This window comes from Alcanivorax sp. HI0083, assembly GCF_001635175.1.
The window spans coordinates 1-12,157 of the sequence record NZ_LWFX01001138.1 but is presented as its reverse complement, the minus strand read 5'-3'; the positions used below and the strand labels follow the sequence as shown (position 1 = coordinate 12,157).

Here is a 12,157-nt window from a genome sequence, read left to right as displayed (position 1 = left end):
TGAACTGCGCAGTTGTCGCCAGGGTGCCGTCACAGGCGGTAGCCAGCAGCACATAACCGTTGGTTTGGTCATTCCCGGCCAACGTCCCGGACTGGCCTGTTCGCGCCAGTGCCCACAGCTTGCGGCCACCTTTCAATACGCCAGCGGTCTCCAGCTCGAAGCCGGATTGCTCGGTGAGATCCCGGTAGAACTCCAGCACCTCACGGGGCTGAACCACCTTGAAGCGGTTACTCACTACCGACAGGGGCTCCTGATTATCAGAACGGAACAGCACTTTCTGATCCGGGAAGGACGAGATCTGCCCGAGCGTACCGGCCTCGCTACTGATAAAGCGAACCGGGGTCTCACGGATCTCCCAATCCATGCAGGCTTCCCGCATCCAGACTTCCAGCGGTTGTTGGCTGGCCAGCTGGTTGCCCAGCCCATGCCAGGGGGTGCGGCCTACATAGGCCATGCTTTCGACAAGATGTGCCATGGTGAATCTCCTAATAACTAAGAAATGCCCAAAGGGCAGGGTTAGAGCCAGCCGCGCTCGGCGAGACTGACGTAGCCGGAACGGGACACCACAAAGTGGTCCAGCACCCGCACATCAATCAGTGCGAGGGCGTCCTTGAGGCGTTTGGTGATTTGCCGGTCGGCAGTGGAGGGCTCACTGCATCCGGAGGGGTGGTTATGGGCAAAGATGACGGCAGCGGCATTGCAGTCCAGAGCACGCTGCACCACCACGCGGGGGTAAACAGCAGAGCTATCAATGGTGCCGTTGAACAAGGTCTCAAAACTGAGCACCTTGTGCTTGTTGTTGAGGAAGATGGCGGAGAAGACCTCGTTCTTCTCCTGTGCCAGAGCCAGCTGCAGGAACTGGGCAACATCGGTGGGCGCGGTCAGCGCTTCCCGGTCGGTGAGCTCATCGAGCAAGATGGAAGCGGCGGTGCTGACAATTTCCTCGGGCTTCACGCAGCCCTGTACGTGGTACAGGCCCTGCTCGTTCTTTACGAAAGTGGGAATATCCATTCAGGCCTCCAAAACGGCATAAAGAAGCGCGCACAAGGCGGGCTTCAGAGTATTTAGTAAAGGAAAGAGGGGGATTACTCAGAGTCGAGGCGGAAGCTGTGACCGCAGTCCAGGCATTCCAGGTTGTCGAGATAGGTCTCGTCGAGCTTGGCCCCCAGCGCGGCACCGGCTTCACCGCCGGCTACACCTCCAGCCAAGCCGCCAAGCACAGCACCGGCGATGCCTCCGATGGCGGAGCCAGCAGGCCCAAACGCCAGGCCGACGGTGGCACCCACACGAGCACCACTGGTCGCCATGGCAAACCCACTGGCAGCGCCGGCAGCCGTGCCAACAGTCCCGCCGACCTTGCGGCCATTTTGCAGGGCGATGACCCGGATAGAGCGGCAGGACGGACATTGAATGATCATGAAACCTCCATGAGATGGGGGCAGGAAGGCCATTCCTTCCTGGCTTCATGGAGGTGATATGTGTTTGAAATTATTTGGAAAGTGGGTTGAGTCAGGTCGGTCTTCTGTAGTCAGGCGCCATAGTAAGCCAAGTCTTGGAAGTCATTGAGGGGGCGTCAGAGCCGTTTTGCTGCCCTTGTATTTCGACCTTGAGCATAGAATCAGACGGCACGGGCAGAGCATCTTGGGGCTGTGGCACCCCGCTAGACCGCCTCAATCCGTCATCCGACCTCATTTCTGATCTATGGAACGCGAAACTAGATAACAGGAAAAATAGATGCAATAATCCGCATTACCGAAACTGAAGACTGAGGGCCTGCCGTGAACCAAGAAGAAATCTGCCGCTTCATTTGCCAGGAGCTACCCCGGGACCGCTTGCAGGGCTTGCTGGAGAGCATTGAGGCAGCCTTTAGCAAGAGCGATAAACACTTGAATGATACTTACCGGCATGTGCCGCTAGTTGGGCCCGGCCCCCAGTCACACCACTTCATGGTTCAGGAGGCCCTCCTAGATCTCCCTAAAGATGATAATTTTGAGGTGATTAACCGCACGACGCGCCCAGCAGGAGGTCATTTTGCTCTGGTTCGAGCTGGGACCATTCAGATCACAACCAGCGTCATCACGTTAGATAGGACGCCGCCAATCAGGGAGGCAAAGTTCAGGCGCGATCTCCGCCAAGAGAATGAGAGGTTGCGTCAACAACACCCCGACCTATTCGAACCGTTTGTTCCCCCTTTTGGGGCAAACGAAGATTCGCTTCATGCCCTGCTGCTTCCGTACACAGCCAAGTGGACTGAACGGGACCATAGTCGCCCTCTTAGTTGTGTTATTGCTGTGCCCTATAGCGATCATCCAACCAGTTACCACTTGTGGACGGATGTCAGCCAGCTCTGGCAGTACTATGGTGAGGAGGAGGCTCTTCCCGATATCGCTTATCCGAAACTGCGTGATAGGATGCGCGACGCAGAAAATCAAGACATGAACGAAGGTGACAAGGGCTGATATGAGAACAGGCGTTGAGGGCTTTCAGGGGCTGCGGTTAAAGCAGTTGCGTTCAGCTCATAGCTTGACTCTTGCTGAACTGGGAGAGCAGATTGGCCGCTCTTCCAGTACGTTGTCTGCTTGGGAAAAAGGCTCGCAGCTTCCAGAAGCTGAATCCTTTGGCCGTTTGTGTCAGGTGTTTGGTGTCTCTCGACAATGGTTTCTTAAACCGCTGCCTCAGGTGAGTGAAAAGGATATACGCCCCTATTTTTTTCGCTCCCAAGCTTCTGCCCACAAGCAGGCACGTGAAAGGTCGAAGCTTTATCTTTCCTGGCTTCAGGAAGTATCTGACTTTTTCCAGGGTGCGATGGACTGGCCTCCGGTCAATATTCCAATGCTTGATGCGACTGACTGCCGTTTGATCAGTGATGAAGAGATAGAGGAAGTTGCGCGGGAGTGCCGTTTACGGTGGAAGCTGGGCACAGCTCCAATCCCTAATGTAATACAGGTGATGGAGAACGCGGGAATTATTTGTACGCGAGCCACTTTGGGGCATGTGAAAATGGATGGCGTTTCTCATGTTTCTGTTATAGACGGTCGACCTTACGTCCTGATTGCGGAGGATAAGGCGAACGCGATCCGCAGTCGCTTCGATGCTGCCCACGAATTAGGTCATATCGTGCTTCATTCTCGCATCGCGGCAAGCCAGTACGCCAAAAGTGAGCTCTACAATCTATTGGAAGAGCAGGCACACCGGTTTGCTAGTGCTTTCTTGCTGCCGCCTGATAGCTTCTCTCAAGAAGTGGTATGGCCAACCCTTGACAATCTGCTCTCGCTAAAATCCAGGTGGAGGGTGTCTGTTGCTGCAATGATTGTTCGGTGCCGAGACCTTTCTCTTTTGAATGAGCAACTTGAGCTAAGGCTTTGGAAAGGTCGTTCTGCCCGAAAGTGGACAAAGGGTGAGCCTGGAGATGATGCCATCCCTTTTGAGCAGCCCAAGCTGATGATGCGTGGCGTCCACCTCTTGGTAGATAACGGGGTTTTTGATCGTGACACACTGGTTAATCAAATTGGCTTGGCGCCGGAGATAATCGAGATGCTTTGTAATCTCCGCCATGGTTATCTAAGTGAGCAGATAAATGCTGAGGATAAAGTGGTTTCTCTTAAGCTCAAATCCAAGGCAAGAAGATCAAATGGCCCAATGCCGGGCGATGTGGTTCCATTCAAAAAATAGTGGTCTTCATTTTGATGATCAACAAAGAATTGTAGGAACAGGAAAATACTAAATGCCGCAGTTGTCTTGGTATAAACGTGAGGAAGATTTGACCCGCGCAGCGCTCACACCGTACCGATTGCTGCAGCCTGTCACGGGTCTATCTTACGGTGAGCCTGATTCGGCCAATATGCTCATCGAGGGAGATAATCTCGATGCTTTAAAAGCTTTGCTTCCCTACTATGCTGGGCAAGTGAAGTGCATATTTATCGATCCCCCTTACAACACGCAAAGCGCTTTTGAACACTATGACGATAACCTCGAACATTCGCAGTGGTTGTCGATGATGTATCCCCGTTTGCAGCTGCTCCGCAGCCTTCTATCTAAAGATGGAACAATCTGGGTAACCTTAGACGATAACGAAGCGCACTACTTTAAAGTTATTGCTGATGAGATATTCATGCGAAAGAATTTTGTCTGTAATGCTCTTTGGCAGAAGCGTACATCGGCAGATGCGCGTATTCAGATGGGGGCTGCGCATGATCACCTTTTTGTTTATGCGAGAGACATAAATAAGATTTCCTTAAATCGATTAGCATTGGACCGTTCGAAGGCGACTGGATTCAAAAATCCTGACAACGACCCTCGTGGACCATGGTCCTCAACTGACTTTACGGCGCAAGGTTGGCGTCCAAACCAGATGTATAAGATTCAGTTGCCAAGCGGGCGTATCGTTGAGCCGCCTGCGGGGCGATGCTGGTCTAATATTGAGCCTGTGTTTCATGAATTGCGAAAACAAGGCCGTATGTGGTTTGGCGCCAAAGGCGATGGAAGGCCTCGAGTTAAGAATTATTTGGCTGAGCACGAGGGAGTGTCCTCTTGGACTTGGTGGCCAAATTCTGAGGTTGGTCACAATCAGGAGTCAAAAAAAGAAATCAATGAGCTGTTTGGGGCAGACCAAGCTTTCGATACACCGAAGCCTGAAAGACTTATCAAGCGAATCCTTGATATCGCCACAAATCCGGGAGACATCGTCCTCGACAGTTTCCTCGGGTCCGGAACGACTGCTGCAGTAGCTCATAAGACTGGTCGGCAATGGATCGGAATAGAGATGGGTGAGCATGCCCGCTCACATTGTCAGCCACGCCTCAAAGAAGTTGTGCTTGGTGAGCAGGGAGGTATCTCGAAGTCAGTCAACTGGCAAGGAGGAGGGGGGTTTCGTTTCTTTAAACTAGGCGCGCCAGTGTTCGACGAAAATGGTCATATCCGGCCAGATATACGTTTTGAAAGTTTAGCGGCCCATGTCTGGTTCTCCGAAACAGGAATTGCTCGCTCAACTCGTGCCCCGAAAGAGTCATTCCTAGGGAGTCATAACGGTATCGGTTACTACCTGCTTTATAACGGAATTCTGGGTGATGAGAGTAATGGAGGGGGGAATGTTCTGACGCGTCGAGTTTTACGTTCGCTCCCTAAGTTTGATGGCCCAAAGGTGATTTATGGGGAGGCTAGTGGCCTGACTCAGGAGCAGCTTGACGAGCTGGATATCACTTTTAAACAAACACCCTACGACATCAAGGCATAGCTCTATGGCTTTGGCTCTCAAGCAATATCAACGTCGCTCCCTTGCCAGCCTGGAGCATTTTCTGGAGCTGGCTCGTGTTGAAGGAGCCGCATCTGCTTTCGGTAAAGCCGTGGATGAAGGGCTGATTGACGAATACAAGCCCATGCCTGGCTTGCCGCACATCCCGTATGTCTGCCTGCGTATTCCCACGGGTGGGGGGAAAACTGTCATGGGGGCCCACATTATTCAGGCCGCAAGTCGGTCTTTGCTGGAACGGCAGTTTCCGCTCGTGATGTGGATGGTCCCAACCACTCAAATCAAGGATCAAACTCTGGAGGCATTCAGCGATCCAAGGCATCCCTACAGACAGGAGCTAGATGATGCCTTTGGTGGTCAGGTCGCGGTCTTTGACGTCGCAGATTTTTCCCAAATCCGTCCTGCAGACTTGGGAACTAAGGTTTGTATCGTGATTTCCACTGTTGCTGCATTGAGAGTGGAAAATAAGGAAGGCCGTAAGGTTTATGATTACCACGAAGAGCTGGAACCCCATTTCTCCAGCAGTTCCAAAGAGCTGGAATACTTGCATCGGGATGACAGCGGGCAAGTAGTGGCGTCATTTGCAAACCTGCTCAGAATGCACGGCCCTTTAATTATCATGGACGAGGCCCATAACGCGACTACGCCCCTCTCTTATACGGTTTATGAGCGGCTAGGGCCTCGTGGCGTTGTTGAGTTGACCGCCACTCCCGACGTTAAGAGTTCAAATGTTCTTGTAAGTGTTTCTGCCTTCGAGTTGAAGGCAGAAAACATGATCAAGTTCCCTGTTGTTCTGAAGGAACATAATGGGGAGTGGCAAGAAGCCATCAATAGTGCGGTGGCACGCCGGAACATGCTCGCTAAAACGGCCATGGATGAGCCTGACTACATCCGTCCGATTCTCTTGATTCAGGCCCAGAACGCAAAAGGCGCTGCCACGGTTGAAGAGGTGAAGCGACACCTTGTCGAGACAGGCGTTGCTGAGAAATCGATTGCCATTGCTACAGGCACGACCCGCGAAATCGACGGTGTGGATCTTTTTGCGCGGGAATGTCCAATAGAGGTCATCATCACCAAGCAGGCACTTAAAGAGGGCTGGGATTGTTCTTTTGCCTATGTGTTCTGCTCTGTAGCCCAAGTCAAAAGCGATAAAGATATCCAGCAGTTGCTTGGCAGAGTGTTACGAATGCCGTACGCAACCCGTCGCCGCCAGGGGGAAATGAACAAGGCCTACGCTCATGCGGTTACGGACGATTTTGGCAGGGCCGCTGGGGAGTTGACTCAATCCTTGGTCAATATTGGCTTCAACCCGATGGAAGCGGCTACCGCAATCCGGAAAGAGAGAGACCTACCTCTTGAGGGTGGCGAAATTACAGTTCCGCCTCTGCCTACAACTCGTATTGAGCTGCCTAAGGCTCCCAATCTTGCTAATGTGCCAGAACGAGACCATCAACGGGTGCTGTTTACTCCCAGCCCAGAAGGGAAAGGGGGAACCATTGACCTTACCGACGAAATTGATGAGGCAACAGTAGAGGTTATTGTGGCTACGGCTCCACCCAAGAAGCGGGAAGAGCTAGCTGCACGAATTGAGCAACACCAGTTGAAATCCTTGGCAGCCAAGGCACCTAGTGAACGAGGGGCTGTGTTCAGTGTTCCTCGTCTGTGCATGGTTGAGCAGGGCGAATTGGAGTTGGTTGATAAAGGTGCCCTTTCGACTAACTTCACTTGGGATCTGTTGTCTTTTCCGCCCGATTTGTCCAGTTTTCGCATCAACGATGAGACCATGACGTTTGAGGTCGACCTAGATGGGGAGGAGCTCAATTACCGCTTAATCAAGGATGATGCTGCGACCTATCTTCCTGGGTTCGCCCATGATCGCACCGAAGCAGATCTCGTTGGCTGGCTGGATCACGCAATCCGAGATCCATCAGTAAAGCAACCTGTTCTCAGGGAGTGGGTTCGTCGTGCTATCAGTGACCTTCGGGATAGTCGGGGTTTTTCTCTGGCGCAATTGCTGAAAGGTCAGTTTATCTTGCGCCGCAAGCTCGCTGAACAGCTCCAGATAGCCAAGAGTCGAGCCTATAAAGAGGGTTTTCAGGAGGCATTATTCGACGGAGGGATTGAGGTCGTTACCAGTGATGCTCCTGATCATTCTTTTACTTATCCGGCAGATATGGCTCTCTATCCGGCACGGAAATACTACGAGGGCCAGTATCGATTCCGTAAGCATTATTATCCGGTACCTGGCGAGCTACCCTGGAAAACGCCGGCGGGTAAATTGGCCGAAGAGTTTGAGTGCGCTCAGGCAATTGATTTTCTTGACGAAGTAGAGTTTTGGGTTCGCAACTTGGTGCATTCCTCTCAGTTCTGGATGCCTACATCTCGCCAGCGTACATACCCTGATTTCGTTGCTCGACTCAAGGATGGGCGGCTTCTTGTTATTGAGTACAAGGGCGCGGATCGATTCTCTGCGGACCAAGAGAAAGAAAAGCGGCTGGTTGGGGAGCTGTGGGCTAAGGGGAGCGAGGGTAAGGGCATATACCTTATGGCCCAGAAAAAAGATGAGCAGGGGCGTAATGTAAGAGAGCAAATCTTGGCGGTTATTAGTTAGATTTTCCTTTTCGTATAGAGGGCTGGATGACTTTTCCTAGAGTAAAAGGGCCTAAAAATGGAATCTGTAATATCTGCGGAGAAACAGGCCCTCTTACGGAAGATCATGTTCCCCCGAAGGGTGTTACTCGCTTTCCTAGAATGGCGCTCCATAATCTTGTTGGAAGCCTTGGTGCTGAACCTGGAGAGAGGGGGAAGCCACGTCATTTTCAGCAAGGGGTGAAATTCAGAACAACCTGTCTTTCGTGCAATAGAGATCTGCTTGGAAGCCAATACGACAAGGCATTAATTAATCTCTCTAACGATGTTTCCAGGTATCTGTTCAGTCAGCTGGATAGACCCTCGGTAGCTCATTTCAATACTCAGCCGGGACTGGTTGCCAAAGCTGTTTGTGGCCATATTCTTTCCGTTGGAGTCGGGTATTTTCCTCGCGGAGAGATGGGAGATGTGTTGGCGGATTTCGTTTTAGACCCCGCTGCCCCAGCACCTGAAGAGCTTAGGGTTTACTATTGGATATATCCTTACTGGGATCAGGTGCTTGTTAGAGCAATGTCAATGCTACCCAGATTTGGAACGCCGCCTGTTGTGGTGTCGTTAATGAAGTATATGCCCCTCGCATTTTTGGTGGCCTGGCAGCCAGATCCAAATTTGAAATTTCCATACCCTAATCTAATTAATTACATGCCGAGTGATGCTTCTAGGTATGCTGATATTCCACTCGATTTCACAATAATTCCTCCTAATAGGTATCCTGAAATGCCGACAAATAAAGGGATTACTTTGCATGGTAGAGATGCTTTTCGTGCTACTAGAATCATAAATTAAAAGTTAACAGGATATAGAGAGGAGCTAAGATGGTGGCCTTTATGCTTCTGCCATAGGGAGGTGGCGCCATCGTTATAATAAAGAAAAGTGTAGCATTTAGTGTGGCTTTCCCTTCTCCGCCTTCGAAATTCCTCTTGTATTCTCTGTCGAACACCTTTGTATTATTGGTTTTTTGATCGGTAGAACGATGAGAGTTTTCTTTGATCTGGCCAATTTTCAAGATGGTTGCCTTTACATTCAGAGGTCGCTCGGTTTTCCCTATTTCTCTCTTGGGTTGAATTAATAAAAACCGATTGACGCTCGGTTTTGTGTGTGTCATGGTTCTGGCCATGTGATCAATTGGCGGACAGATATGCAGCTGGGTGAGCTTGAAAAGCAGGTACTGCAGTATTTCTGGAAAGGGCGGACAGCGGATGCCAAGTCCGTGCACTCGCATTTCGAAAAGCGGCGTGGTGGTACCCTGAACACAATCCAGAGCACCCTAGATCGGCTCTATAAGAAGGGCCTGCTGCGCCGTGAAAAGCAAGGCCATGCATTCCATTACCAGGCAGCTATGGACCGCCAAGCCTTTATCGGAAAATTGATTGAGGGCATTGGCGAGGATTATAGTGCGGACCCCGGCAGCACGCTGATCGCGGCTTTCAGTACCTTCTCAGAAAAGCTTTCTGAGAAGCAGATCGAGGCGCTGGAAAAACTGATCGAAGCCCATCGTGAGGCAGATGCGGAGCAATCTGGCCAATGATTTTCGGGTATCCCGCATTGTTGCTGCATCTGCTCACTATCCTGATGCTTGGGGTGCTGGGTGGGATAGTGATCACTGCTATTATAGTGCGTTTCGTCATGCCGGGTTTTGAGGGCTACTCGCTAACCATGCGTAGTAACTTGCTGTGGCTGATCGCATCTTTCCCAATAATTGCAGGCGGGGCAGCGGTTATCCTATCGGTTATGCCGGAATTGTTTCCCGCCTCCCATTTGTGGCTTGCCGGGATCATCCATTGGCACCACGCCTATCTGTTTTCACCGGCATCTTGGCATGGGGTATTCCTGTCGCTATGTCTTCTTTCGATCTTCATCGCGTTTGCATTTGGGGCTTGGCGGACCCGGGCTCTGAGTCGTAGGTACACGTTGCTCGCTGCACTGAGTGAGCGTAGCGAGGGTGGACTTGCCGAGTTAGATGCTGATGCGCCCATGGCGTTTGTCGCGGGGTTATTGTCACCGCAGGCCTTCATTACTCGCGGGCTTGCTTCTTCTATCTCGGAAGAAGAACGGCATATTATCGGCCTGCATGAACAAGCCCATATTGTTCGCCGTGATCCTTTGAGGAAAAGCCTATTTGCCATGTTGGTAGGGCTTTATCCCTCACCTGTACGCCGCTTTCTTCTGGCGGAACTAGAGTTAGTTCAGGAGCAGCGAGCGGACGAATGGGTGTTGCGCCGTTATCCGAAGCCTGCCGCAATTGCCCAGTCGTTATTGAATGTAGAAAAACTGGCGACCCGCTTTAGAGAGCAGGAACTTGGTCAGGTGCATTGTCATTTTGCTGCCCATGCGGTTCAGCGACGGATTATTCATTTGCTGGGTCCGACTGAACAGCGCAGTGTGTCTGTGGCGGTTGTCGGCGCTGTGGTGGTGGTTGCGGCACTATGCAGTGCCGCCAGTGTTGATCTTGTGCACCATTTTCTGGAAACCTTATTTCTTCATTAAGAGTGTTCTGATGAATAGAATTTCAATTTTTTTTACGCGCAAAAAACCGAGAATCGATCGGTTTTTTGCGCCACTGATACTACTGGGAGTGCTGGCTTTCGCGTCGCCACTGGAGGCTGCTGAAGCTGAACTGACCTTCACTCAGGCAATAAAGCGAAGCTTGGAGCAGCATCCCCAGATCAAGGCTCTGGCCTACCGAACCCAGGCTGCCCGGGCGCAAATTCGCCAGGCAGAGATTCGCCGCGGAACCGAGATTCAGTTGGAAGTTGAGGATGTGCTGGGGAGTGGCATCTATGAAGGTGCCGATAGTGCCCAGGCGACGCTCAGTCTGAGTTGGGCTTTAGAGGGAAAGCAGGTTGAGAGCCGAGTCGATGTCGCAGAAGGAAAACAGTCTGTTGCAGTTATTGAGCAAGATTTGCTGCGTTACGACGTGGCGGCCCGCACGGCCCAGGCTTTTCTGACTGCGCTGGCGTATCAGGAACGTCTGGCGCTGGCAAAACTGGCCAGCGATAACGCTTTAACATCATTGGATGAGCTTCGCCGCCGCAGTCGTGCTGGGCGCGCTTCGCGGGTGGATCTGCTGCGTGCGGAGGTGGAGCTGGAGCGTCGTAAGCTGGATGTGGAAGATCTGGATCATGAGCTGCTTGTGGCTCGGCAGCACCTGGCGGCCCAGTGGGGGGCAGCCAATGACGTCGGCTTTGCTCTGTTGGGCGAGCTGCAAACCAGTCAGCAGCTGGTGTCTTTGGAAGACCTTGAGAAGCAACTGCAACAGAGCCCACGGGTGACTCGATTCCTCACCCAGGCACGGGTAAATGAGTCAGAGATGGCCATGGCCAAAGCGGATGCCCTGTCTCGCTGGCGTTTTTCTGCGGGCGTGCGGCGCTATGAAGCCACGGATGATTTTGGTGTGGTGGCTGGCATCGCGATTCCACTGGGTAATCAGCGCCGTAATCAGGCACGGATCAGCGAGTTGGCGGCAGAAAAATCGCTGAATGAAGCTATGGCGATTTCCGAGGAAAGCCGTCTGCAGGCCCGCTTGTTTGAGCTCTACCAGGCGCTGCAGCATAGCCGCCATCAGGCTGCTGCATTGCGTGAAGAAATGATCCCGCGTTTGCGGCAAGCCGTTAGCGCAGCCAATGAGGCATTTTCGCTGGGTCGCTTCAGTTATCTGGAGTGGATCTCCGTCAAGCAGGAGCTGCTTGATGCTCGGCTGGCATTGATCAACACGCAGTTGGCCTCCCACGTGAGCCTTACCGAAATTGAGCGCCTCACCGGCTTGGCTCTATATGTAAAAAGTGTCTCTGCGCAAAGTAAGGAGCAGAAGTAATGAATGTTTTTCGTAAACCCATCGGCTTGCTGGTGACGGTATGGATGTTGTTGGTTTTTCCGCTGGTGACACTGGCAGCGGGAGCCGCAGAAGAGCAGGAAGCGGAGCCGGAGAAGGGGCCGCATCGCGGACTGGTGCTGCGCGACGGTGACTTTTCTGTGGAGCTGGCCATTTTTGAAACCGGGGTGCCGCCGGAGTATCGAGCCTGGATTAGCGATGACGGTGAACCGGTCGATCCAAGGGAAGTGAATTTGCAGGTGGTGCTGACGCGGCTCGGCAATGTGCGCGACGAGATCGGTTTTGCCCCGCAAGCGGACTTTCTGCGTGGCGACATGGAGATCTATGAGCCTCACTCCTTTGTGGTTTCGGTATCAGCCGAGCACCAGGGTCAGCAGTACCAATGGCAGTACGACAGTTTCGAAGGACGTACCGCCATTGAGCAGGCG

12 protein-coding genes and 1 pseudogene are annotated in these 12,157 nt (G+C 52.3%); 9 read left to right on the top strand and 4 right to left on the bottom strand.

The window, feature by feature from the left end:
• The 3 genes from A3754_RS16035 to A3754_RS16025 all read right to left on the bottom strand — a co-directional run.
• Nucleotides 1-475: DUF932 domain-containing protein (locus tag A3754_RS16035; protein WP_156497026.1), on the bottom strand; the 475-nt coding region annotated here is incomplete at its 3' end.
• A 41-nt stretch (nucleotides 476-516) separates the two neighbouring features.
• The gene (radC, locus tag A3754_RS16030; RefSeq protein ID WP_063520510.1) at nucleotides 517-1,011 is read right to left on the bottom strand and encodes a DNA repair protein RadC; all 495 of its coding nucleotides are present in this window, start codon (nucleotides 1,009-1,011) and stop codon (nucleotides 517-519) included.
• Between the two features lie 74 nt (nucleotides 1,012-1,085).
• On the bottom strand, nucleotides 1,086-1,418 hold the full coding sequence (locus A3754_RS16025; protein WP_063520509.1) for a hypothetical protein: 333 nt from the start codon (nucleotides 1,416-1,418) through the stop codon (nucleotides 1,086-1,088).
• A gap of 360 nt (nucleotides 1,419-1,778) precedes the next feature.
• Between A3754_RS16025 and A3754_RS16020 the strand changes: the two genes are divergently transcribed.
• From A3754_RS16020 to A3754_RS26690, 5 genes are read left to right on the top strand one after another with little or no spacing between them, the layout of a single operon-like run.
• A complete protein-coding gene (locus A3754_RS16020) occupies nucleotides 1,779-2,459 on the top strand; it encodes a hypothetical protein (RefSeq protein WP_063520508.1) in 681 nt (226 codons plus the stop codon).
• A gap of 1 nt (nucleotide 2,460) precedes the next feature.
• Complete coding sequence (locus A3754_RS16015; RefSeq protein ID WP_063520507.1) at nucleotides 2,461-3,672, top strand: ImmA/IrrE family metallo-endopeptidase; 1,212 nt, start codon at nucleotides 2,461-2,463, stop codon at nucleotides 3,670-3,672.
• 52 nt (nucleotides 3,673-3,724) lie between these two features.
• On the top strand, nucleotides 3,725-5,233 hold the full coding sequence (locus A3754_RS16010) for a site-specific DNA-methyltransferase (protein WP_063520506.1): 1,509 nt from the start codon (nucleotides 3,725-3,727) through the stop codon (nucleotides 5,231-5,233).
• A 4-nt stretch (nucleotides 5,234-5,237) separates the two neighbouring features.
• Nucleotides 5,238-7,859, top strand: a complete 2,622-nt coding sequence (locus A3754_RS16005) for a DEAD/DEAH box helicase (RefSeq protein WP_063520505.1) — start codon at nucleotides 5,238-5,240, stop codon at nucleotides 7,857-7,859.
• A 26-nt stretch (nucleotides 7,860-7,885) separates the two neighbouring features.
• Complete coding sequence (locus A3754_RS26690) at nucleotides 7,886-8,683, top strand: hypothetical protein (protein ID WP_156497025.1); 798 nt, start codon at nucleotides 7,886-7,888, stop codon at nucleotides 8,681-8,683.
• On the opposite strand, the gene A3754_RS16000 is transcribed toward A3754_RS26690, so the two are convergent.
• Nucleotides 8,673-9,002: a hypothetical protein gene (locus A3754_RS16000; protein WP_063537556.1), complete on the bottom strand. Its 330-nt coding sequence runs from the start codon at nucleotides 9,000-9,002 to the stop codon at nucleotides 8,673-8,675. The genes A3754_RS26690 and A3754_RS16000 overlap by 11 nt on opposite strands.
• Nucleotides 9,003-9,035: 33 nt before the next feature.
• Between A3754_RS16000 and A3754_RS15995 the strand changes: the two genes are divergently transcribed.
• The 4 genes and pseudogenes from A3754_RS15995 to A3754_RS15980 form a co-directional block, all read left to right on the top strand.
• The gene (locus A3754_RS15995) at nucleotides 9,036-9,425 is read left to right on the top strand and encodes a BlaI/MecI/CopY family transcriptional regulator (protein WP_063520503.1); all 390 of its coding nucleotides are present in this window, start codon (nucleotides 9,036-9,038) and stop codon (nucleotides 9,423-9,425) included.
• On the top strand, nucleotides 9,422-10,384 hold the full coding sequence (locus tag A3754_RS15990) for a M56 family metallopeptidase (RefSeq protein ID WP_063520502.1): 963 nt from the start codon (nucleotides 9,422-9,424) through the stop codon (nucleotides 10,382-10,384). The genes A3754_RS15995 and A3754_RS15990 overlap by 4 nt, the downstream gene beginning before the upstream one ends.
• 10 nt (nucleotides 10,385-10,394) lie before the next feature.
• The gene (locus A3754_RS15985) at nucleotides 10,395-11,711 is read left to right on the top strand and encodes a TolC family protein (RefSeq protein ID WP_255363139.1); all 1,317 of its coding nucleotides are present in this window, start codon (nucleotides 10,395-10,397) and stop codon (nucleotides 11,709-11,711) included.
• Nucleotides 11,711-12,157: pseudogene (locus tag A3754_RS15980) on the top strand (secretion protein HlyD); the annotation flags it as partial. The gene A3754_RS15985 and the pseudogene A3754_RS15980, both read left to right, overlap by 1 nt.

Bases quoted from the DNA above. Each gene is read 5' to 3' on its own strand.
- radC (WP_063520510.1), bottom strand. From the start codon at position 1,011: ATGGATATTCCCACTTTCGTAAAGAACGAGCAGGGCCTGTACCACGTA.
- A3754_RS16025 (WP_063520509.1), bottom strand. From the start codon at position 1,418: ATGATCATTCAATGTCCGTCCTGCCGCTCTATCCGGGTCATCGCCCTG.
- A3754_RS16015 (WP_063520507.1), top strand. From the start codon at position 2,461: ATGAGAACAGGCGTTGAGGGCTTTCAGGGGCTGCGGTTAAAGCAGTTG.
- A3754_RS16010 (WP_063520506.1), top strand. From the start codon at position 3,725: ATGCCGCAGTTGTCTTGGTATAAACGTGAGGAAGATTTGACCCGCGCA.
- A3754_RS16005 (WP_063520505.1), top strand. From the start codon at position 5,238: ATGGCTTTGGCTCTCAAGCAATATCAACGTCGCTCCCTTGCCAGCCTG.
- A3754_RS26690 (WP_156497025.1), top strand. From the start codon at position 7,886: ATGACTTTTCCTAGAGTAAAAGGGCCTAAAAATGGAATCTGTAATATC.
- A3754_RS16000 (WP_063537556.1), bottom strand. From the start codon at position 9,002: ATGACACACACAAAACCGAGCGTCAATCGGTTTTTATTAATTCAACCC.
- A3754_RS15995 (WP_063520503.1), top strand. From the start codon at position 9,036: ATGCAGCTGGGTGAGCTTGAAAAGCAGGTACTGCAGTATTTCTGGAAA.
- A3754_RS15990 (WP_063520502.1), top strand. From the start codon at position 9,422: ATGATTTTCGGGTATCCCGCATTGTTGCTGCATCTGCTCACTATCCTG.
- A3754_RS15985 (WP_255363139.1), top strand. From the start codon at position 10,395: ATGAATAGAATTTCAATTTTTTTTACGCGCAAAAAACCGAGAATCGAT.